Genomic DNA, 21,140 nt, shown 5'->3' with positions numbered 1-21,140 from the left:
GGGCGAACGTCCGGGCTCGGGTGACGAGTCCAGGCTGGTCAGGCCGACTGCGCGGAGGTCTGCTTCATGCCGTCGACGATGGCACGGGAAGTGATCGCGTTGGTGAAGATGACCGTGCCGGGCTTGATCAGGCCGCCGCCGGAGGTGCCTTCGACCTGGACGGTGCGTTCGCCGAGGAAGGCGAGCGAGGACTTGTCGAAGATCCACTCGGTGCGCACGCCGGTCTTCTCCTCGAAGCGGGCCACCGCGACCCCGTGGCGGCCGGCGGCGTCGACCGCGTCGTCCACCTTGGTCACGCCCGGGATCTTGGCGGCGGCCTTGTAGAGCGCGGCCGTGAGCTGGGGGGACGGGTAGCTCTCGATGAGCAGGTCGCCGATGGTGGTGAACGCCTCCGCGTCGGGGCCGGGGCCGTGGCCCGCCGTCTCCGCGTAGATCTTCTTCAGCAGGTCGTCGGGGTTGGTGGGCAGGGCGGCCAGGTAGTTGTAGGACGGCGCGTTGAGGGCCGGCGCCTCCGTCGTGTCCAGCGAGATGCCGTCCTTGTTCCGCCGGTCGATCAGCCAACCCTTGTGGCCGTCCACCGACTTCCAGCTCCGCCGGGTGTCCAGTTCCTCGCTGACCGCCGAGTCCTTGCCGTTGACCGACCACACCGAGGTGCCGGCGACCTTCGACTCGATGTAGACGAACTGGCCCGCACGCGCCTGCGGGGCCGTGCTCTCCTGGGCGACCATCGAGATCCGGTCGAGCAGCTGGACGGCTCCCTTCGGGTCGGCGGGGCGGATGTCGGTGGTCAGGACGGGTGCGGTGCCGGGGGCGATGGCCTCGACCGGGTCGCTGCCCCGGCTCAGGCCGGCACCGACCACGACGGCGCCGGCCAGGACGGACGCCGCCACCGGCAGCAGGACCACGCGGCGCAGGAACGGGTTGCGCCGCCGGGGGGCGCGGACGGGGGTGGCGTTGGCGAGGTCTTCGTGGATCTGGGCCATCAGGCGCTCCTTGTGGAACTGGTGGCGACCCGACGGCAGATCCCGCTCCACGGTCGGCAGGAGGCCATCGGCCTCCGTCCGATCAGCCGGGAGCGGCTGGGAGGGGCTGGCGTTCATCGGTTTCCTTCCGGTACGGGCCGGACCGCTGTCGCGCGGTCCCCATTCATCTGTCGAGGACGGCGGGCGGGTTCCCGTTTTCCCGCCGCCAGTTCCGCATGGGCGAGCTTGCGCAGCTTGGTGCGGGCGCGGGACAGCCGGGAACGCACGGTCCCGACCGGAATGCCCAGGGCCTCGGCCGCCTCGGTGTACTCCAACCCCTCCCACAGGCACATCACCAGGACCTCGCGCTCAGCCCGGCGCAACGTGCCCATCGCGGCCATCGTCGCGGCGATCCGCCGCCGGTCGTCCACCTGCCCGGCCACCTCCTCGGCGTGGTCGGGTGTCTCCACCACCGAAGGCCCCGTCGCAGCGAGCGCCGCGGCCGCCGCCCGGTAACGCCGGTTGCTACGACAGTGGTTGCGGGCGAGGTTCGTCGCGATGCCCAGCAACCACGGCCGCAACGACCCGCCCTCGGCCCCCACCTTGCCGCGCAACCGCCAGGCCTCCATGAACGTCGCCGACATGACGTCCTCGGCGACCGACCAGTCCGCGGTCAGCCGGAACGCATGGTTGTAGACGGTCCGCGCATACCGGTCGAACAACTCCCCGAACACACCCGGGTCCCCGGCCCGCACCCGGGTTCGCATATCTGTGATCACCCCTATCCTCTGTCCGGCGCCCGCCCTCGAGTTCCCGTGACCCACATCACGCCCGCCCCTACGGACGAATATTCGCGAATCAGCGCCCCGCCGCGCCTCGTGCGCGGGCATTCTGACGCCGACCGCCAACAGGAGGGAACAGGGAGACATGACCCGTCGACTGCGCTACATCGGCAGCAACTCCGGAAGCGACGGCTGCCCGACGCTGTATGAGGACGAGGAGACCGGGCAGGTGATCGTGCAGGGCGACCTGGTCACGGACCCGGCGGAGGTGGCCCAGTTCCGCAACATCAAGCCCGGCGAGGGGTTTGTGACGGTGCCTCGTGTCCTGCTCGCGGACTTCGCGCCGCGTGCCACCGAGCGCGAGCCGGTGCTGATCAGCTACGACGAGTTCGAGTCGATGTTCCACACCTTCCAGCACACGGCCTTCCGGCTGGAGACCCGCCGCCAGTACCGCTCCGACGAGGAGACCGAGACCTACCGCCGGTTCGTGGCCGGCGAGGACCCCGCCTGGGACATGAACAACGACTGGGCCCGCAACCGCCGTGTGCAGTCCGCGCAGGGCAAGCGGTTCGAGCGAGTGCGGATCATGGACAACCCGCCGACCCTCGGCCAGCGTTACCTGCTCGACAACGCCGAACAGATCGGCACCGTGGGCGAGGACGTCCGCTACCTGTGGCGAGAGGACGCGGATCGCCTGGGTCTCCCGCTGGAAGACGCCTGGGTGTTCGACTCCCGGGTGATCGCCCTGCTGCACTTCGACGCCGACGACGTGCTGACCGACATCGAGGTGATCACCGACCCGGTCCGGGTCAACCGGGCCTGCCAGGAGCGGGACGTCGCCTGGCACTTCGCCGTGCCGCACCGCGAGTTCCGTGCTGGGGTACCGTCCGGCGAGTGACCACCGATTTCCAACAGGCCCGATACGCCCTCGGTCTGCGGCTCCGCGAGCTGCGGACCGAGGGCGGTCTCACAGGTCGCCAACTGGCCGAGCACCTCGGATGGACCCAGTCCAAGGTCAGCAAGCTGGAGACCGGCCGCCAGACCGCCACCCACGATGATCTACGGGCCTGGGCGGATGGCGTCGGACAGCCCGGGGCGGCAGCCGAACTGTCGGCCCGGCTTCGCGCTTTCGAGACGCAATCCCGTTCCTGGCGACGGCAGTTGGCGGCCGGACACCGGCCGGTCCAGGACCGGTTGACGGTCGAGTACGAGCGTTCGTCCACTACAAGGGCCTGGCAGAACGCGATGATCGTCGGCCTGCTCCAGACACCGGACTACGCACGGCACATCTTCGAGGCCTACGTCGGCCTCCACCGCTCCCCCCGCGACATCGACGAGGCCGTCCGGGCCCGCATCCGCCGCCAGGAGTTGCTGTACCGGCGCGGCAAGCGCTTCCACATCGTCATGTGGGAGGCGGCCCTGCGCGCCCGTATCTGCCCGCCGAACGTGATGGCCGCCCAACTCGACCGTCTGAGCGGGGTGATCGGGTTGGACACCGTCACTCTCGGCATCGTCCCGTTCGACGCGCCGGTCGAGCTGCCGCCCGCCAACGGGTTCTGGGTCCACGACGAACGCCTGGTCATCGCCGAGGACTGGCACGCCGAACTCTGGCTGGACGACCCCGACAGCGTCGCGCTCTACCTGCGCGTGTGGGAGTCGCTGAGCCGCGCGGCCGTCCACGGCCCGGACGCCCAGCGGGTGATCGCCCGGTGCCGTCAAGCGCTGAACACCACCTGAGCCCGGGCAGGAATCCGGGCCAGTTTGCGAACTCTTCCCACTCGCAGGGGAATTACCGAGAATCAGGCCCCTCCGCCACACCCGCCGCCACCTAGCGTGAGCATCGGGACGGAAGCCCGTCCCCCAGGCGAGAACAAGGAGGCATCATGCCCGCGTTCGGCGGAAAGCACGGCGGCGGCAGCGGCGACGGATCCGGTGGCGGTCAGCAGGACGACAGCAGCAGCGGCAACAAGCACGGTGGCGGCGGCAGCGACGAGGGCGGGAACACCTCGGACGGCCAGGGCCCGGCGACGGGGCGCTGACGTGGTGACGGCACGTCAGCGCGCGGAGGCCGGTCGCGACCGACTCGCCTCCGCGCTCATCGCCAACGGCTCCCTGCAACCCGACTGGTTCGCGGCCTATCACGCCGTCCCTCGGCACCTGTTCGTGCCGGACACCGTGTGGCCGGGGATGGCGGACGGGGTACAGCAGGGTCACGCGGTGAGCCGGCGGGAGGATGCGGCCGCGTGGTGGCGGGCGGTGTACGCGGACGTGCCGTTGACCACGCAGTGGGACGACGGGGCGAGCACCGGCAACACCAGAGGAACCATGCCGAGTTCGTCGAGTTCGATGCCGACGATGGTGTTCTCGATGCTCGCGGCCCTGGAGGTCGCGCCCGGTCACCGCGTGCTGGAGATCGGCACCGGCACGGGCTGGAACGCCGCGCTGCTCTCGCACCGTCTCGGGTCGGCGAACCTCACCACCGTCGAAGTCGACGCGAGCACGGCCGCCGACGCCCACCGCCGGCTCGCCCGGGCCGGGTACGCCCCCACCGCCGTGGTCGGCGACGGCGCGGCCGGGCACCAGCCGACCGCGCCGTTCGACCGGGTGATCGCCACCTGCTCGGTACGGCGGGTGCCCCGCGCCTGGATCGAACAGTGCCGCCCGGGCGCGGTGATCGTCGCACCCTGGGGGCCGGAGTACGGCGGCGAGGCCCTGGTGAAACTGACGGTGGAACAGGACGGCGGCGCCCGCGGCAGGTTCGTCCACTCGTCCGCGTTCATGCGCCTGCGCGCCCAGCGCGCCACCCGCCCGAACAGCCGCGCCTACCTGTCGGAGCCGTGGCCCGCCGACGGCGTCCGCTCCACCACCACCCTGTCGCCGGACGAACTCGGCGACTGGGCGGCCATGTTCGCGATCGGCAGTCGTGTCCCCGGGGTCTTCCCGCTGACCGAGCGGTACGGGGACGGGTCCTACACGCTCTGGTTGCACGACACGGCCGTCACCTCGTGGGCGACGGCCGATTGGGAGCCGGGCGGGCGGGAGGAGTTCGAGGTGGTGCAGTCCGGACCACGCCGACTGTGGGACGAGGTGGAGGCCGCGTGGCGGTGGTGGAACGAGCGGGGCCGGCCGGGGTTCGAGCGGTTCGTGCTGAGGGTCTCGCCGGACGGCGCGCACACCGTCCAACTGGACTGACCGGATCAGGAGTTGCGGCCCGACAGCGCGAGCGCCCAGGTCAGGCAGGCGAAGGCGGCGGTGGAGGTGAGGGCGCGGACGAGGTTCCAGCGGACCCAGACGTCCTCGAAGGCGGCGCGGACGGCGGCCGGGTCGGTGAGCTTGTCGGGTGCGCCGGCGGCGGCCAGCTTGTCGTTGAGGGGCACGTTGACGGCGCTGGTGATGACGAACATGGCGAGGTGGAGGACGGCGGCGGCGCCGATCCACAGCAGGACGGTGCGGTTGCCGCCGCGCCACTGCAGGATGCCCGCGGCGACGATGAGCACCAGCGCGCCGAGGAAGCTGAGCATGAACCAGCCGTTCAGGATGGCCACGTTGATGCGCTGCATGGTGTCGACGAAGGCGCGGTCCTCGACCTTGGCGAGGCCGGGCATCACCGAGCAGGCGTAGGAGTAGAACAGGCCCGCGCTGAGCCCTGCGGTGAGGGTCGCGCCGATCAGCGTCACCGTGCGAAGAACTGCCATGCCGTGGGCCCCCGTTCGTCTGGTCATGGCGCCCAGTCAACTCGGTGGACGAGCCCAAGATCCATGGCCCAGAAGCTCGTTGACATACGTGAGCGTCCACCCGGCCGGGCGCCGGACGTCTACGCTGGCGGCCATGGACGCGCTCACCGCACTGCTGACCGGCCCCCGGGCCCAAGGGGCGTTCCTGCTGCGGTCGGTGTTCGACCCGCCGTGGGCGATCCGGATCGAGGACCGGGCGCCGCTGACGGTGCTGACCACGGTGCGCGGCGACGGCTGGATCGTCCCGGACGGCGGCCCTCCGGTGCCGCTGCGGGCCGGGGACCTGGCGATCGTCCGCGGGCCGGAGCCGTACACCGTCGCCGACCGGCCGGAGACCGCGCCGCAGGTGGTGGTCCACCCGGGGCAGGTGTCGACCACCCCCGACGGCGAGCGGATGTGCGAGGAACTCGACCAGGGCGTGCGGACCTGGGGCACCGCCAGGGACGCCGCGACGGTGCTGCTCAGCGGCACCTACCAGCTGCACGGCGAGGTCAGCGGACGGCTGCTGCGCGCGCTGCCGCCGGTGCTGCGGCTGCCCGCCGAGGAGTGGAGCTCGCCGCTGGTGGCCCTGCTGGAGGCGGAGATCGGACGGGACGAGCCGGGCCAGGAGGTGGTGCTGGACCGGCTGCTCGACCTGCTGCTGATCTCCGCGCTGCGCTGCTGGTTCTCCCGCGACGCCGCGCACGCCCCGGCCTGGTACCGGGCGCACGCCGACGCGGTGGTGGGCCGCGCACTGGGCCTGCTGCACACCGACCCGGCGCGCGCCTGGACGGTGCACGAGCTGGCCGCCGCGACCGGCGTCTCGCGGGCCGCGCTGGCCCGGCGCTTCACCGACCTGGTGGGCGAGCCCCCGATGGCGTACCTCACCAGCTGGCGGCTCGCCCAGGCCGCCGACCTGCTGGCCGAACCGGACGCCACCCTCACGGCGGTCGCCCGCCGGGTCGGCTACGGCAGCGGCTTCGCGCTCAGCGCCGCGTTCAAGCGGGTCCGCGGGCTCAGCCCCCAGCAGTTCCGCGAGCAGGCGGGCGCCGCGGCCGGCTGACAGACCCGGCGGCCCGGCACATCGCCCAGGGCGCACCCCGGCCCGGGCGTCCCTGTTGCCCCGTGGGATGGTCCTGCATAATCACCCCGTTCGATTCCGACCCGAGGAGGACCGGCCGATGCCGGCAGATCGCTGCCCCAGCTGCGGCACCGTAGGGCCGGCCGGCAGCTGCGCGTGTCAGGCGATCTCCCCGACCGAGCAGACCGCGGTCCTCCCGCCGCTGGACGGCCCGCACCTGGTGCGCCCGTACGTCGCCGACACCCCGGTGATGGAGTCCGGCAACCCTGCCGCCGACCCGTTCGCCACCCAGGTCGTCCCGCCCGCGGTGCAGCCGATCACCTCCCAGGTCGCCCCACCTCCGGTGCAGCCGATCACCCCCCAGGCGCCGATGGCCCAGCCGCCGCACATGCCGATGGCCCAGCCGCCGCAGGCCGCCGGCCCCTTCGCGCCGCCGCCCGCCCCGTTCCCCGACCAGTCGGACGCCGCCGCGACGCAGCTGCTGCCGCCCGTCCAGGCCCAGGACCCGTCGGCGCCCGGACCGTTCGTGCCGCCCGGACAGTCCGTGCCGACCGGGCCGGGCGCCCCGTTCCAGCTCGGCCGGGTGGTCCCCCCGCCGCCGCAGCCCGAACCGCCGACCGCGCTGATCCCCCCGGTGCCCGCCGACTCCGACCCGGCCACCGTGCTGCTCCACCCGGTCCCGGACGGCCCCGAGCGCCCGGCCGCCGACCTGGGCATGTTCAGCTTCCACGAGGACGAGTCGGCCGCACCCGTCAGCCGGACGGAACGCCGTTCGCAGCGGCGGCGCAGCGCCGACCGCAAGCGGCTGGTGATCGCGGGCGGCGCGGTGGGTGTGACCGCGCTGGCCGTGAGCATGGCGATGCTGCTGTCCTCCTCGCCGGACAGCGTCGACCACGCGCTTCCCGCGCCGACCGGCCCGGCGGTGGCCTCCTCCGCCGCGACCACTCCGAGCGCGCCGCCGAGCGCCGAGGCGTCCCCGGACGCGTCCGCGAGCGCGGACAGCCCGTCGCCGACCCGCAGCTCCGCCCGCCCGTCCCAGAGCGTCGCCACCAAGCCGGCGACCGCCCCGACCACCGCCCCGGCCGAGCCGACGTCCGCGCCCCCAACCGGCCCGTCGTCCTCGCCCTCGCCCAGCGCGAACCGGACGCTGCGGCGGAACGACACCGGGCCGGACGTGGTGCAGCTTCAGCACCTGCTGATGAAGGCCAGCTGCATGCCCGTCAACTGGCTCGACGGGGACATCACCGACAAGTACCAGCCGGGGTTCGGCGCCCAGACGCAGAGCGCGCTGATGAATTTCCAGTGGAAGTACCGCGGCAAGCTGAAGGGCATCGAGCCGGGCGTCTACGACCCACAGACCCAGGCCCTGTTGCAGGAGATGGCCCAGAACCCCAAATGCTGAGCCCGGCAGCCGCCTGACGAGGCGTCATCCGGTGATCGCCTTGAACAGGCTGAACCCGGCCAGCGCGATCATCGCCAGCGCGGCGATCCGCACGATGACCTTCATCGGCACGTGCCGCAGCAGCTTCTGCCCGCCGACGATGGCGATGCCGCCGACCGCGCACAGCGCCAGCCAGGAGCCCAGGCCGACGGCCAGCGGATCGGCGTACTTGGCGGCCAGGTTGGCGGTCATGATCTGGGTGAGGTCGCCGAACTCGGCGACGGCGACGATCACGAAGCTGGTGCCGGCCACCTTCCAGAACGAGTTGTTCGCGGGTTCCTTGGCCGCGCCCTCCTCGTCCTCGTCCTCCTTGTGCCACAGCAGCATGCCCGCGCCGACCAGGAACAGCAGGCCGGTGACGCCCTCCACCCAGCGCTGCGGGAGCAGTGCCAGCAGGCTGCCCGCGACCAGGGCGAGCGCGACCTGCACGGCGAACGCGACGGCGATGCCCGCGAACACGTAGCCCGCCCGGTACTTGGTGCCGAGGACCAGGCTGGCCAGGGCGGTCTTGTCCGGCAGTTCGGAGAGGAAGATGATGCCGAACGTGAGCGCGGCGATGGTCAGGCTGTTCATCGGATGCGAAGGTCTCTCGGTCTGCGGCCGCCGGCCCCGGGGCACCCGCGGAAGGGGACGCCTCGGCCCGGCAGCACTGGTTCATGGTCACAGCGCTGCGGCCGAAGGTCTCGCCGACACCCCGTGAGGTGCCCGGGCGCCGGGACGGTGCGGGTCTGGTCGAGGGCGGGCACCAGCGAGGTCGCGGTGAGCGCCCCGCCGATCAGGATGCCCGCGACCGGGATCACGCTCAGGCCCTTCGGCGGCAGCAGCCCGGTGGCGGCCAGCAGGAGCAGCACCGGCAGCACCCCGGCGGTGATCGGCACCGCCGCCCACGCCCACTCCCACCGCCCGCCGGGGGCCGCGCGGCCCTCGCCCATCCGCCGCCCGGCGGTGCGCACGGCGACGGCGAACATCAACAGCACGAACAGCAGGGACGCCCACAGCGAGCGCACCACCCAGGCGATCACCAGCGCGACGACCGCCAGCTGCACGGCCGCCCGCACCCCGGCCCGCAGCACCGCCCGCCCGTGCCCCAGCCCGCCCCGTCCGGCGACCAGCGCGGCCACCGCGAGCAGCAGCGCGCACGCCGCACCGAGCGGCCAGGTGACCGGCAGAAGCTGCGAACTCCCGCCTGCGGCAAGCAACTTCACCTCAGATCCAGCTGGTGAACCACATCCGGGCGCGCCACTCGGACATCGGGATCACCTCCGCCGTGTACAGCGGATAGAAGTACGCGAAGCAGCCGACGATCGCCAGGACGATCAGCCCGGCCCCCGCCGCACCCCACCGCCGGCGGCGCGGCGGGCAGCCCTGAGGCCCGAGCATCGCGCCGAGCAGCTGCGCCACCGCGAGGCACAGGAACGGCACCAGCAGCACCATGTAGAAGGAGAAGGTCGTCCGGTGCTGGTACTGGAACCACGGCAGGTAGACGGCGGCGACGCCGGCCAGGATCGCGCCGGAGCGCCAGTCCCGCCGGAAGAACCACCGGTACAGCGCGTACGCCAGCGCGAAGCACGCCGTCCACCACAGGAACGGGGTGCCCAGCGCCAGGATCTGGCTCGCGCAGCCCTCGGCGGAGTGGCAGCCGCGCTGTCCGTCCGGCACCTGCTCCCAGTACATGGACACCGGTCGGCCCTGCACCAGCCAGCTCCACGCGTTCGACTGGTAGGTGTGCGGGGACGACAGGCCGGTATTGAAGTCGTACATCTGCGCGTGGTAGTGCCACAGGCTGCGCAGCGGCGCGGGCACCCAGCTCATCGACACCTGCGGCAGCGGGATGTCCACCAGCGGTGTGCGCGCCGGGGACAGCCCGGCCCGGCCGTCCGCCCACTGCCGGCCGTAACCGCCCGTGGTCGCGAGCCAGCCGCTCCACGACCCGACGTACACCACCAGCGCACTGCCCACCATGGACAGCGCGGCCGGCCACAGATCGCGCCGCAGCATCGCCCGCCAGGCCCGGTGCGCACCGGCCGCCCGCCGCCCGGCCTGGTCCCACAGCAGCGTCAGGACGGTGAACACGGCCAGGATCTGCAGGCCGTTCCACTTCACCGCGGTGGCCGCGCCCAGCAGCAGCCCCGCCCCGACCCGCCACGGACGCGCCCCGAGCCGCACCTCGTCACCGGCCCGGCCGCCCTCCGCCCGCGCGGCCCGCAACAGCTCCCGGGTCCGGTCGCGGTCGATCAGCAGGCAGCCGAACGCGGCCAGCACGAAGAAGGCGGCGATGCCGTCCAGCAGACCGACCCGGCTCATCACGAACTGCAGCCCGTCCACGCCCATCAGCAGCGCCGCGACGCACCCCAGCAGCGTCGAACGGAACAGCCGCCGGCCGATCCTGGCCAGCATCAGCACACTCAGCGAGCCCAGCACCGCCACCATGATCCGCCAGCCGAACGGATGCAGACCCCAGAAGTGCTCCCCCACCGCGATCACCCACTTGCCCAGCGGCGGATGCGCGACGAACGCGGGCGTCTGACTGAGCGGGATCACCTGCGGCACACCGAGGATCAGCTGGTTCGCGTTGTCCGGCCAGACCGCCTCGTAGCCCTGCTGCAGCAGCGACCACGCGTCCTTCGGGTAGTACGTCTCGTCGAACACGAACGCATTCGGGTACGGCAGGTCCCACAGCCGCAGCACCCCCGCGAACACCGCCACCCCGACCGGCCCCCACCACCCGGAACGGGACCTCGCCGCCGCGGCCTTGACGACCGCCTGCCGGGACTCGACCGCCAGCGCCATACCCTCCCCGTCCGCAAGTTCACGACATGTCCGCAATGTCCGCAATCCTAGCGGCCGTGGGACGGGGGAACGCCAACCGGGGGAGCACGACCGGGCCTGCCCGAACGCAGGTGGGCGCCCACGCCCCTGCTGGTATACCTCCACCACCGAGTTGACCCTCAAGCAGGTCGAGCCCCCAAGGTCTATCGCGTGGAGAACAGAATGCGCAGCATCGGCGAACTGGCCCGCGCCAGCGGCCTGAGCGTCAGCGCCCTGCGGTTCTACGACGGCGCCGGCGTCTTCAGCCCGGCCGTCGTGGACCCGCACTCGGGGTACCGCTGGTACGCGGAGGAGCAACTGCCGGGCGCCCGCCTGCTGGCCAGACTGCGCCGGGTCGGCCTGCCGCTGGCCGGTATCACCAGAGTCCTGACCGGCACCCCGGCCGAGGCCCGCGCCGAGCTGGACGCGCACCTGCGCCGGCTGGAGGACGGCCTCTGCGATGCCCGCCGTGAGCTCTCCACCGTCCGTGCCCTGCTCGATTCGAGGGAGTTCCCCGTGCCGCAGACCCGACTGACCGTCCCCGCCGCCCGCCTCGCGGCCGCCCTGGACGCGGTGCGCTTCGCCGCCCCGTCCGACGCCGCGCTGCCCGCCGTGGCGGGGATCTTCCTGGACGCGGAGGACGGCGTCCTGCACCTGGTCGCCACCGACCGCTACCGTCTGGCGGTCGCCGACTGCCCGGCCGCACTGGACGGCCCGGCCGTCTCCGCCCTGCTGCCGACCGCCCTCGCGGACGCCGCCCGGGCGCTTCTCGCCGACGCCGAGGACGCCGAACTCGTCCTGGACGGCGCCCAGTTCACCGTCCGCGCGGCCGGCCGCGAGCTCTCCGGCGAGCGCGCCGACCACGACTTCCCGGACTACCGCCGCCTGGTCCGCCTGGAGCCCACCCACCGTCTGACCCTGACGGCCGACCAGCTGCGCGCCATGCTCGCCGCCACCGGGCCGTCCACCGTGACCCGCTCCCAGGACGGCGTCGACTTCCCCGTCACCGCCCTCACCGCCACCGCCGCCGATGCCCTCCCCGGCACCGACCCGGCCGAGCTGCTGGTCCACGTCAACCGCGACTTCCTGCTGGAAGCGGTGGGCGGCGCCGACCAGCTCGTCCTCGAACTGACCGGCCCCATCGCCCCGTTGGCCATCCGCTTCCCGTCCCGGGAGGACACCTTCTCGCTCCTGATGCCCACCCGCCGCTGACTCCCGCCCCGAACGGCAATCGCCCGCCCGGGAGAGAGAACCCCTCCCGGGCGGGCGACCGGCGGGGCCGTCAGGCCACCGCCTCCAGCTCCCGCAGCTCGCGCTGCGGAACGTTCAGCACACGGACGTTGTCCTGCGCGGGCGTCAGGAAGCCGCGCAGGCGGACCGCCAGGGCGACGATCAGCAGGGTGCAGATGGCCATCGAGGCCAGGTAGAGCGGCCAGGTGCCGGAGCCGACCAGCAGGACGCCGACGGCGGGGCCGACCGCGACGGCGGTCTGCTTCACCAGCGCGTAGCCGGAGTTGTAGGTGCCGAGCAGCCGCGCCGGGGCGAGGTCCGCGACGATCGGGCCCATGGTGGGGGCGAGCAGGGACTCGCCCACGCCGAACAGGGCGTAGATCCCGACGATGGCGACCGTCGCGGCCAGCTGCTCCTCGCGGATCAGACCGGCCACCAGGGCCATGCCCCAGGCGGCGAGCCAGACCACGCCGGCGGCGGCCATCGCGGTGGTGCGGCGGCGGCGCTCGGTGATCCGGACCACGAACATCTGCAGCACCACGATGGTCAGCGCGTTGGCGCCGATCGCCAGGCCCAGGATGGAGGGCGCGATGCCGACGGTGTGGGTGGCGAACGCGGCGACGCCGGACTCGAACTGGCCGTAGCAGGTGAAGAAGATCAGCCCGGCGAGCAGGCACAGCCGCAGCATCGCCTTGTCGGCGACCAGCGCCCGCAGCCCACCGCCCTTGCCGGAGGCGGCGGCCGCGCCGGCCGGCTCGACCTCCGCCGCGGGCATCTTCGCGGTGCCGGTGACGGCGGCCAGGCCGAGGAAGGTCAGCGCCTCGATGGTGAACAGCCTGGTCAGGCTGGCCGGGTCCGCGGTGTCGACGATCTGGCCGCCGACCAGGGCGCCGATGCCCATGCCCAGGTTGACCAGGGTGAACTGGAGCGCGAAGGCGCGGGAGCGCTGGGCCTTGCGGGTGCAGCGGACGATCATCGTGGCGAGCGCGGGCTGGCAGGTGGTGACGCCGGCGCCGAACAGGAATGAGGAGATCAGCAGCGCGGGCGTGCTCGTGGCCTGGCCGAAGGCGAACGCACCGGCGGAGGCCATCGCGGTGCCGGCCAGCAGCACCGGGCGCGGGCCGTACCGGTCGATGCCGCGGCCGGTGAACGGCAGCACGGCGAACGCGGCGAGCGCGAACACGGTGAACACCGCGCCGGCCGCCGCGGAGCCGAGGCCGCGCACCTCGTTCACGTACACGAACATGTACGGCAGCGTGAAGCCGCTGCCGAACGCGCTGAGCGCGTTGCCGATCTGGACGCGACGCAGTCGGCCGCCCCACTCCTTCACTGGACACCTCTCGAAGACTCCGAAAGCCGGCCCTCTGCGGCCACTGCTTTACCCCGTAAGATTTCAGAGCTAAAGTCTAAGCATAGAAACCTTAACGCGTCAAAGGCTTAACGGCTGCACGGTGCGTGGAACAATGTCCGCATGAGCGCACGCAGAGCGGAGCCCGACTCCGCCACCGAACTCGGCATCGCCGAACAGGTGGCCCTCTACCAGCGGGAGTTCCCCACCGTGGACCCCCAGGTGGAGACCATCGTCTCCACCCTCTCCCGGCTCTCCCGCCGGATGAACGTGGCCTACAGCCGCCAGCTGGCCACCCTCGGCATCACCAACGCCGAGTGGGAGGTGCTCAAGGCGCTGGTGTTCAGCGGCAGCCCGTACCGGCTCGGCCCGGGCGAGCTCGCCAAGCGGCTCGGCCTGACCCCGGCCGCGATGACCCACCGGATCGACCGGATGGTCAGCGAGGGCCTGGTCACCCGGGAGCGCGACGAGGCCAACCGGGTCCGGGTGATCATCGAGCTCACCCCGCTCGGCCGCGACAAGTGGATCGAACTGATGCGGATGGCCGCGGTCTTCGAGGCCGACACGCTCCAGGACGTCCCCGCCGAGGCCCGCCCCGAGCTGGCCGCCACGCTGACCCGGATGCTGCGCCGGATCGAGGAGTCCCAGCCGGACGCCCTCGGCCGCACCGACGACCTCACCTGCTGAAGCGCCCCGGCGGCAAACGCGACGAGGGGCGCGGGGAGGGATCTCCCTGCGCCCCTCGCCGGTCGAGAGGTCGATCAGAAGCCGTTCAGCACGGACCGTTGTCGGTCCAGGTGCCCCACTGGCCGCTCAGGCTCGGGTCCTCGCCGGTGGTCCACCACTTGTTGGTGTAGTAGCGACCCTTCCAGGAGACCTTGGTCGCCGTGGCGTACACGGTGGCCGCGTTCCAGCTCGGCGCGGCGGAGCAGGCACCGGTGGTCGGCGACTGCGACGGCGAGGCGGAGGTGGACGCCGAGGTGGACGGCGACGGGCCGGCCGACTGCGAGGCCGAGGTGGACGGCGACGGGGTGGCCGACTCGGTCGGAGCGGCCGGGCAGTTCGCGGCGGAGCCGTTGGTCGCGCTCACCATCTTGTCGAACAGCGCGGTCTGGGTGCCCAGGTCGTACATCGAGAAGGCGAACGAGCCGCCGAGGCCGTTGCAGTGCGCGTAGTCCAGCTTGGCCTGGATCGACTGGGCGTTCTCGCCCGACCAGAAGGTGTTGCCGTCGTAGAAGTACGCGGCCTTCGCGGCGTCGTCCCAGTAGGTGTACGACGGGTTGTCGACGAAGCCGTTGAGCTCCTTGTACATCCTGATGCCATTGACGTTGCCCGAGTAGCTGCCGCCGGCCGCCGGGCCGGTCGCCCGCTGGAACAGGCCGTGGTTGTTGCCGGCGGTGACGCCGGTCCAGCCGCGGTAGTAGAACGGGACGCCGACGTTGATCTTCTTCGCCGGGAAGCCGCCGGGGATGCCGTACTGCGGGTCACCCACGGTGTACGCCTTGATGGCGTTGTCCAGCGAGTACTTGCCGTTGCCGCCGGGGACGGGGTTCATCGGGTCGTTCGGGTTGGTGTAGATCGGGGCCTGGTGGTTGGTCGGGCCCTGGGCCTCCCAGCCGCCGTGCATGTCGTAGGTCATGATGTCGAGGAAGGTCAGGTACTGACCGATCTTGTCGGTCTCGACGTACTTGATCTTGTCCTGACCGGCGCCGACCGCGGCCGCCAGGCCGTAGGTCTTGCCGTCCGCCTTGCCCTGGGCGTCCAGCTGGCTGCGGAACTCGGCGAGCAGCGCGGTGAAGTTCTGCTTGTCGTTCGGCGAGGAGTGGTTGCCGGTGTGGCCGTTGCCGCCCGGGTACTCCCAGTCGATGTCGATGCCGTCGAAGATGCCGGCGCCGGTGCCCGGGCCGCCGTAGCCGCCCTGCACGGGCAGGTTGCCCTTGATGTACAGGTCCATGCAGGAGGACACGAACTTCTTGCGGGACGCGTCGGTGGCCGCGGCGTCGGAGAAGTACTTGGAGTAGGTCCAGCCGCCGATGGAGAGCAGCACCTTGAGGTTGGGGTTCTTCGCCTTCAGCTTCTTCAGCTGGTTGAAGTTGCCCACGATCGGCTGGTTCCAGGTGTCACCCACGCCGTCGACCGAGATGTCGGCGCCGAAGCTCTTCTGGTAGTCGGCGAAGGAGTCGCCCGCGCCGTCGCCCGCGTTGGGGTCGTCCTCGTTCTGCGAGGCGGCCTTGTTGGCCTCGAAACAGGTGAGGTTGGTGGGGTCGATGTTCCCGAAGTCGTAGATCAGGTAGTCGAGTTTCCCGGCGGCGCCGGTGTCGTTCACGGTCTTCAGGTAGTAGCCGTTGGTGTAGATCGACCACTGGTCGAAGTAGGCCACCTTGATGCCACCGCTGGTGGCCGGCGCACCGGTCGAGTTGGTGGGGGCCGCCTGGGCGGTGCCGCCGGACAGTGCCAGGGTGCCGCCGAGCAGCAGGGAGGCCGCGGTGCCGGCCGCGAGCGCGGCCCAGCCCTTGGGGCGCCGCCGTGTGGGCGGCTGGGGGGAAACGGAACGAAGCATGGCTGCGAGACTCCTGGTTGTGGGGGTCCTGACAAACCCGGATGCGAACCGTGCGAGGTGGGGCCGCACAGCCAGGGGGCATGACAGGGGGAATCGAGCGTTGGCCTGCACAAACGCCAGGTCCGGGATAAGCCGGACCGGCGCCGGTGGTCCGAACCACCGGCGCCGGCCCAGGGGCTCCCTGCACCTGCCAAGTAAAATGGACTAGACCAACTCGACCGTCAAGAGCGAGATCCGATGCTTACGCCACGCTTAAGGTTCGGTGTCCGGCTCAGTACCGCAGCGCATTCGCCACCACAGGCGTCACGGGAGCGGTCAGCGAACGGTTGCTGTGCGCCGTGGCCTGCGCGGTCGCCCCGGGCGCCACCTCCGGCACGCTCAGCACGGTCGCGTCGAGCAGGTTTCCCGACGCGTCGTCGAAGTTGACCTGAATCACGTACTTGCCCGCCTGGGAACCGTGGTTGGTGACCGTCACCGGCACCGACAGCTTCCCGTCCGACTCGGTGGTCACCGTCCCGAGCGTCACATCGCCCTTCACGTTCAGCCCGCCCTTGACGCTCGCCAGCGCGGAGGACGCGGCGGCCTGCGCCGAGGCGCCCAGCGAGGCCGCCGCCGAGCCGAGCGCGGCGGTGGCCGAGGCCAGCGCCGACTCCGCGGCCGAACCCACCGCCGAGGTCACCGCCGGGGACGGCTTTCCGCTCGACGTGCAGCCCGCCAGGGCCGCAGAACCCAGCAGTGCGGCCGCCGCACAGAGCGCGGCCACCCGGATCTGTCGCTTCATCAGTGAATCTCCCTCTCTCGTCGCGGCGCTCAGGAGAGCCCGGTGCCGTCCTCGCGGGCCGCCTCGTCCGCGGCCCTGGCCTCCCGCCTGCGCACCTCGTCCTGACGGCGCGTCACCACCGCGACGGCGCCCAGCGCGCTCGCACCGAACGCCAGCACGCCCAGCCACGGGCGGCCCAGCGCGTGCCCGGAGGCGGCGTCCAGCGAGTAGCAGCCCGGACCGGACACCGCCAGCGCCAGGCCGCAGGCACCCAGCAGCGCCGGGTACTCGTAGCCGCCGCCGTGCGCGAAGAAGCCCGCCGGGGCGTGCACCGCGATCGCGCCCGCCATCGTCCCGGCGACCACCGACCCCGCCACCGGGGTGGCCAGGCCCACCGCGAGCAGCGCGCCGCCGCCGGTCTCGCCCAGGCCCGCCGCCAGCGCGTTGCGCCCGCCCGGTTCGAAGCCCATCTGCTCCATGGCGGCGGCGGTGCCTTCCAGCCCGCCGCCGCCGAACCAGCCGAACAGCTTCTGCGCGCCGTGCGCGAACAGGACACCGCCGACGACCGCGCGAAGTGCCAACAGACCGAGATCCTTGCGGTGCAGACTGGTCATGGTGTTGCCCCTGGTGTGGAAGAGAAGACCGTAGGGCCCATCCCAGCGTGCGCACCGGCCCCGCTCGACCCGGCGAACCCATCCGGGCTACCCGCCCCACCCCGTAGGGAGACTCCCGATGCCCACCGCACCGCAGCCACCCGAGTACGTCCTGCACGGCGACCGGGTCACCGACGAGAAGACCTTCTGGGCCGAACTCGGCCTGGCCGTGCACGCCCCCGACGGCTACTACGGCCGCAACCTCGACGCCCTCGCCGACGTCCTGCGCGGCGGCTTCACCCCCGAGCCGCCGTTCGTGCTGGTCTGGCGCGACGCCCTGGTCAGCGCCCAGGCCCTCACCCGCCGGGTCACCGGCCCCGACGAGGAGGAACGCTCCTACTTCGACGCCCTCCTCGACGTACTGCGCCAGGGTGGCGTCACCGTCCGCCTGCGCTGACCACCCATCATGGGCGCATGTCGGCGATCAACCTGAGCACCGTCTTCGTCACCTTCTTCGCCGTGGTCGGCCCGCCCAAGGTGCTGTTGGCCTTCGCCCAGCTCAGCCAGACCCGCACCCCGGCCGAGCTGCGCAAGCTCACCGTGGTGTCCTCGCTGGTCGCCGCCGTGGTCGGCCTGGTGCTGGCGTACAGCGCGAACGTCATGGCGGCGCTGTTCCACATCTCCGACCAGTCGCTGCAGATCGCCGGCGGGGTGATCTTCTTCATCTACGCCGTCGCCCTGGTGCTCGGCGTCCACCTCGGCGGCGGCAGCAGCGAGGGCCACCTCGCCAACCCCCTCGCCGACGGCATCCGCGAGCTGCTGCTGCCGTACGTGGCCAGCCCACTGGCGATCACCGCGCTGCTGGTCGAGTCGCTCACCCGGGACACCCTCGGCTGGCACTCCACGGTCGCCGCCATGTACGTCGCGGTGATCGCCGTGGACTGCGTGTCCGTCCTGCTGCTCGCCCCGCTGCTGCGGGCCAGCCGGCGCACCTCACTGGAAGTGCTGTCCCGGCTGCTCGGGCTGCTGCTGGCCGCCGTCGGCGTGGAGATGTTCCTGTACGGGCTGGAGAGCCTCGGCGTGCACCTGGCCCCCGCCATGAACGGCTACTGACCCGCCTCAGGACGCCTGGATCGCCCGCCACGGCACCGGGCTGGACAGGATCATCGAGCTGGTCGGCTGCCCGTAGCCGCCCAGCCGGTCGGTCAGCCGCTCGAAGGCCGGCATGTCGGGGACGCCGACCAGCAGGACGCAGCACGCGCCGCCCGTCACCCGGTGCAACTGGAAGACCTCCGGCCAGTGCGCCACCTCCGGGTCGCGCAGCACGCAGCGCGGGCCGTAGCAGCGCACCGTCACCAGGGCCATCACCGCCGCCCCGGCCTTCGCCGGGTCCAGGTGCGCGTGGTAGCCGGTGATCACCCCGTCCGCCTCCAGCCGGCGCACCCGCTCCGCCACCGCCGGCGGGGACAGGTTCACCCGGCGGGACAGCTCGTTGTACGACAGCCGCGCGTCGGCCTGGAGTTCGGCCAGCAGCAGCCGGTCCACCGCGTCCATTCTCGGCTCCTTTGCGTTCGTCAGGCGATCGGGGCGCAGCACCTTGCGAACGGCAGGCCTTTGCCGCCAACCGGGCTACAACGCCCATTCAAGAGCAGGCCGCCGCGCCGCACAATGGTGGCGCCCGCCGCACCCCGGAGCGGGCGGAACCAGGAGGTACCGGCCATGACCGGGCAGACCCACCGGCCCCACCTGACCTTCGACGGCGACCAGGACAGCGGCACATCCACCCCGTACGCCCGGTACGTGCACCTGGCCGAGCTGCACGCGCTCCAGCACCCGCTCAGCCCGGAGCCCTCGGAGTACACGTTCATCGTCACCACCCAGGTGATGGAGCTGCTGTTCGACCTGCTGCACCGCGAGTGGACCGGCGCCCGCGCCGCGCTGCGCGAGGACGACCTGAGCGCCGCGGGCGACGCGCTGCGCCGCGGGCACCACGTGCAGGACGTACTGGTCTCCTCCTGGGACCTGCTGGCCACCATGACGCCCGCCGAGTTCAACGCGTTCCGGCCGGTGCTCGGCGAGGCGTCCGGTTTCCAGTCCTCGATGTTCCTGCTGCTGGAGTTCCTGCTCGGCAACCGGAGCGAGCGCCTGCTGACCATGTACCAGGACTCCCCCGCCGAGTACGACGAGCTGTTCACCGAGCTGCGCACCCCCAGCCTGTACGACGAGGCGCTGGCCGTGCTGTCCCGGCGCGGCCTGGAGATACCCGTCGGCCCGACCGCTGCCCGGCACGAGCACGACGACGCCGTCGAGGCCGCCTGGCGGACCGTCTACACCGACCCGGCGCTGGCCGACCTGGCCCGCCTCGGCGAGGCGCTGCTCGACACCGCCGAGCGGGTCACCCGCTGGCGCCAGCGCCACTACTCCTGCGTCAAGCGCACCATGGGCGGCAAGCCCGGCACCGGCGGCTCCAGCGGCCTGAGCTGGCTCAAGACCGCCGCCGACCAGGACGTCTTCCCCGAACTGTGGTCCGTCAGGAACGAACTGTGACTCTCACCCATGACGCCGTGAAGCCCACCCGCGAGGAGTGCGCGGCCCGCGACGCCGCCGACCCGCTGCACCCGCTGCGCGAGCACTTCGAGCTCCCCGAGGGCGTGCTCTACCTGGACGGCAACTCGCTCGGCGCGCTGCCCCGCCGCACGCCCGGCCACCTGGCGAAGGTGGTGGCCGAGGAGTGGGGCACCGGCCTGATCCGGTCCTGGAACGACGCCGGGTGGTTCCACCAGCCCGGGCGACTGGGCGACCGGCTCGGCGCGCACCTGCTGGGCGCGGCGGCCGGGCAGGTGGTGGTCTGCGACTCGACCTCGGTCAACCTGTTCAAGGTGCTCGGGGCGGCGCTGCGGCTGCGCCCCGGGCGCGGCGCGCTGGTCGCCGAGCGGCACGCGTTCCCCACCGACCTGTACATCGCGGACGGCCTGAGCGGGCTGTACCCGGGCGCCCGGCCGGTGCTGGTGGACTCGGCGGCGCAGCTGGACGCCGTGCTCGACGCGGACACCGCGGTGGTGCTGCTGTCGCACGTCGACTACCGCACCGGCGAGCTGCTGGACATGGCGGCCGTCACCGAGCGGATCCACCGCGCCGGGGCGCTCGCCGTCTGGGACCTGTGCCACACCGCCGGGGCGCTGCCGATCCGGCTGGACGCGGCGGGCGTGGACTTCGCGGTGGGCTGCGGCTACAAGTACCTGAACGGCGGGCCGGGCGCGCCCGCGTTCCTGTACGCGGCCGAGCGTCACCACCCGGCCGCCCGGCAGCCGCTGACCGGCTGGTTCGGCCACGCCCGGCAGTTCGACTTCGAGCCGGGCTACCGGCCCGCCGAGGGCATCACCCAGTTCCTCACCGGGACGCCGCCGGTGCTGGGTCTGGCCGCGCTGGAGTCCTCGCTGGACGTGTGGGAGCTGGCCGACCCGGCGCTGGTGCGCGCCAAGAGCCTGGAGCTCTCCGACCTGTTCCTCGACCTGACGGCGGATCTGGACGTGACGGCGGTGACGCCCCGGCAGCACGAGCGGCGCGGCAGCCAGGTGGCGCTGCGGCACCCGGAGGGCTACCGGATCGTCCAGGCGCTGATCGCCCGTGGCGTGATCGGCGACTTCCGGGCGCCCGACCTGATGCGTTTCGGCTTCACCCCGCTGTACCTGTCCCGGGCGGAGGTGTACGACGCGGCGGCGGCGCTGCGCGAGGTGCTGGCCTCCGGGGAGTGGCGCGAGGAGCGGTTCGCCCGGGGCGGCGAAGTCACCTGAGGTGGCCTCCGGCAGGCCGAACGGCCGGGCCCGGCGGGGGGCTCCGGCCGTTCGGCGGGTCGGGCGCG

23 protein-coding genes are annotated in these 21,140 nt (G+C 72.3%); 12 read left to right on the top strand and 11 right to left on the bottom strand.

Going from position 1 to position 21,140, the window contains the following annotated elements:
* Window positions 1-38 precede the first annotated feature (38 nt).
* Together ACZ6R9_RS21500 and ACZ6R9_RS21495 are read right to left on the bottom strand one after the other, a co-directional pair.
* Window positions 39-1,100, bottom strand: a complete 1,062-nt coding sequence (locus tag ACZ6R9_RS21500; protein WP_380481446.1) for a CU044_5270 family protein — start codon at window positions 1,098-1,100, stop codon at window positions 39-41.
* A complete protein-coding gene (locus ACZ6R9_RS21495) occupies window positions 1,097-1,729 on the bottom strand; it encodes an RNA polymerase sigma factor (RefSeq protein WP_465539651.1) in 633 nt (210 codons plus the stop codon). Before ACZ6R9_RS21495 ends, ACZ6R9_RS21500 begins: the two co-directional genes overlap by 4 nt.
* A 160-nt stretch (window positions 1,730-1,889) precedes the next feature.
* Between ACZ6R9_RS21495 and ACZ6R9_RS21490 the strand changes: the two genes are divergently transcribed.
* The 4 genes from ACZ6R9_RS21490 (at window position 1,890) to ACZ6R9_RS21475 (ending at window position 4,936) form a co-directional block, all read left to right on the top strand.
* The gene (locus tag ACZ6R9_RS21490) at window positions 1,890-2,642 is read left to right on the top strand and encodes a DUF6879 family protein (RefSeq protein ID WP_465539649.1); all 753 of its coding nucleotides are present in this window, start codon (window positions 1,890-1,892) and stop codon (window positions 2,640-2,642) included.
* Window positions 2,639-3,481, top strand: a complete 843-nt coding sequence (locus tag ACZ6R9_RS21485) for a helix-turn-helix domain-containing protein (protein WP_465539647.1) — start codon at window positions 2,639-2,641, stop codon at window positions 3,479-3,481. Before ACZ6R9_RS21490 ends, ACZ6R9_RS21485 begins: the two co-directional genes overlap by 4 nt.
* Before the next feature lie 146 nt (window positions 3,482-3,627).
* Window positions 3,628-3,783: a hypothetical protein gene (locus ACZ6R9_RS21480; protein ID WP_380481453.1), complete on the top strand. Its 156-nt coding sequence runs from the start codon at window positions 3,628-3,630 to the stop codon at window positions 3,781-3,783.
* Window positions 3,784-3,787: 4 nt separating this feature from the next.
* Window positions 3,788-4,936, top strand: a complete 1,149-nt coding sequence (locus ACZ6R9_RS21475) for a methyltransferase domain-containing protein (protein WP_465539645.1) — start codon at window positions 3,788-3,790, stop codon at window positions 4,934-4,936.
* Window positions 4,937-4,941: 5 nt separating this feature from the next.
* Here the strand turns inward: ACZ6R9_RS21475 and ACZ6R9_RS21470 are convergent, their stop codons facing one another.
* Window positions 4,942-5,439 carry an anthrone oxygenase family protein gene (locus ACZ6R9_RS21470; RefSeq protein WP_465539643.1) on the bottom strand — a complete coding sequence of 166 codons (498 nt, stop codon included), beginning with the start codon at window positions 5,437-5,439 and terminating at the stop codon, window positions 4,942-4,944.
* Window positions 5,440-5,572: 133 nt separating this feature from the next.
* Between ACZ6R9_RS21470 and ACZ6R9_RS21465 the strand changes: the two genes are divergently transcribed.
* Window positions 5,573-6,520 carry an AraC family transcriptional regulator gene (locus ACZ6R9_RS21465; RefSeq protein WP_380481459.1) on the top strand — a complete coding sequence of 316 codons (948 nt, stop codon included), beginning with the start codon at window positions 5,573-5,575 and terminating at the stop codon, window positions 6,518-6,520.
* 118 nt (window positions 6,521-6,638) lie between these two features.
* Window positions 6,639-7,940: a peptidoglycan-binding domain-containing protein gene (locus ACZ6R9_RS21460; RefSeq protein ID WP_465539641.1), complete on the top strand. Its 1,302-nt coding sequence runs from the start codon at window positions 6,639-6,641 to the stop codon at window positions 7,938-7,940.
* Window positions 7,941-7,964: 24 nt separating this feature from the next.
* Here ACZ6R9_RS21460 and ACZ6R9_RS21455 read toward each other — a convergent pair whose 3' ends face one another.
* Genes ACZ6R9_RS21455 through ACZ6R9_RS21445 form a run of 3 tightly spaced genes read right to left on the bottom strand, consistent with a single transcriptional unit; the run spans window position 7,965 to window position 10,769 of the window.
* Complete coding sequence (locus tag ACZ6R9_RS21455) at window positions 7,965-8,552, bottom strand: TMEM165/GDT1 family protein (RefSeq protein WP_465539639.1); 588 nt, start codon at window positions 8,550-8,552, stop codon at window positions 7,965-7,967.
* On the bottom strand, window positions 8,549-9,184 hold the full coding sequence (locus ACZ6R9_RS21450; protein WP_465539637.1) for an ABC transporter permease: 636 nt from the start codon (window positions 9,182-9,184) through the stop codon (window positions 8,549-8,551). Before ACZ6R9_RS21450 ends, ACZ6R9_RS21455 begins: the two co-directional genes overlap by 4 nt.
* 1 nt (window position 9,185) lies before the next feature.
* Complete coding sequence (locus tag ACZ6R9_RS21445; protein WP_465539635.1) at window positions 9,186-10,769, bottom strand: dolichyl-phosphate-mannose--protein mannosyltransferase; 1,584 nt, start codon at window positions 10,767-10,769, stop codon at window positions 9,186-9,188.
* 201 nt (window positions 10,770-10,970) lie between these two features.
* Between ACZ6R9_RS21445 and ACZ6R9_RS21440 the strand changes: the two genes are divergently transcribed.
* Entirely contained in the window at window positions 10,971-11,999 is a 1,029-nt protein-coding gene (locus ACZ6R9_RS21440; RefSeq protein WP_380481466.1) for a DNA polymerase III subunit beta family protein, read from the top strand.
* 70 nt (window positions 12,000-12,069) lie between these two features.
* On the opposite strand, the gene ACZ6R9_RS21435 is transcribed toward ACZ6R9_RS21440, so the two are convergent.
* Window positions 12,070-13,347, bottom strand: a complete 1,278-nt coding sequence (locus ACZ6R9_RS21435) for an MFS transporter (protein ID WP_465539633.1) — start codon at window positions 13,345-13,347, stop codon at window positions 12,070-12,072.
* Window positions 13,348-13,488: 141 nt separating this feature from the next.
* Here ACZ6R9_RS21435 and ACZ6R9_RS21430 point away from each other — a divergent pair, with 141 nt between their 5' ends.
* A complete protein-coding gene (locus ACZ6R9_RS21430; protein ID WP_380481470.1) occupies window positions 13,489-14,052 on the top strand; it encodes a MarR family winged helix-turn-helix transcriptional regulator in 564 nt (187 codons plus the stop codon).
* Window positions 14,053-14,137: 85 nt separating this feature from the next.
* Here the strand turns inward: ACZ6R9_RS21430 and ACZ6R9_RS21425 are convergent, their stop codons facing one another.
* The 3 genes from ACZ6R9_RS21425 to ACZ6R9_RS21415 form a co-directional block, all read right to left on the bottom strand.
* A complete protein-coding gene (locus ACZ6R9_RS21425) occupies window positions 14,138-15,925 on the bottom strand; it encodes a glycosyl hydrolase family 18 protein (RefSeq protein ID WP_465539631.1) in 1,788 nt (595 codons plus the stop codon).
* A 271-nt stretch (window positions 15,926-16,196) separates the two neighbouring features.
* On the bottom strand, window positions 16,197-16,706 hold the full coding sequence (locus ACZ6R9_RS21420; RefSeq protein WP_465539629.1) for a hypothetical protein: 510 nt from the start codon (window positions 16,704-16,706) through the stop codon (window positions 16,197-16,199).
* Between the two features lie 29 nt (window positions 16,707-16,735).
* On the bottom strand, window positions 16,736-17,299 hold the full coding sequence (locus ACZ6R9_RS21415) for a DoxX family protein (RefSeq protein ID WP_380481475.1): 564 nt from the start codon (window positions 17,297-17,299) through the stop codon (window positions 16,736-16,738).
* A gap of 118 nt (window positions 17,300-17,417) precedes the next feature.
* Between ACZ6R9_RS21415 and ACZ6R9_RS21410 the strand changes: the two genes are divergently transcribed.
* A complete protein-coding gene (locus tag ACZ6R9_RS21410; protein ID WP_380481477.1) occupies window positions 17,418-17,735 on the top strand; it encodes a barstar family protein in 318 nt (105 codons plus the stop codon).
* A gap of 17 nt (window positions 17,736-17,752) precedes the next feature.
* Complete coding sequence (locus ACZ6R9_RS21405; protein ID WP_465539628.1) at window positions 17,753-18,391, top strand: MarC family protein; 639 nt, start codon at window positions 17,753-17,755, stop codon at window positions 18,389-18,391.
* A gap of 6 nt (window positions 18,392-18,397) precedes the next feature.
* Here ACZ6R9_RS21405 and ACZ6R9_RS21400 read toward each other — a convergent pair whose 3' ends face one another.
* On the bottom strand, window positions 18,398-18,832 hold the full coding sequence (locus ACZ6R9_RS21400) for an Lrp/AsnC family transcriptional regulator (protein WP_380481480.1): 435 nt from the start codon (window positions 18,830-18,832) through the stop codon (window positions 18,398-18,400).
* A 165-nt stretch (window positions 18,833-18,997) separates the two neighbouring features.
* Here ACZ6R9_RS21400 and ACZ6R9_RS21395 point away from each other — a divergent pair, with 165 nt between their 5' ends.
* A complete protein-coding gene (locus ACZ6R9_RS21395) occupies window positions 18,998-19,825 on the top strand; it encodes a tryptophan 2,3-dioxygenase (RefSeq protein WP_465539626.1) in 828 nt (275 codons plus the stop codon).
* Between the two features lie 17 nt (window positions 19,826-19,842).
* On the top strand, window positions 19,843-21,072 hold the full coding sequence (gene kynU / locus ACZ6R9_RS21390) for a kynureninase (protein WP_465539768.1): 1,230 nt from the start codon (window positions 19,843-19,845) through the stop codon (window positions 21,070-21,072).
* Window positions 21,073-21,140: the final 68 nt, after the last annotated feature.

It is taken from the genome of Kitasatospora sp. NPDC048662 (assembly GCF_055587065.1).
The sequence above is the reverse complement of the archived record's forward strand: the minus strand, read 5'-3'. Positions and strand labels throughout refer to the sequence as shown.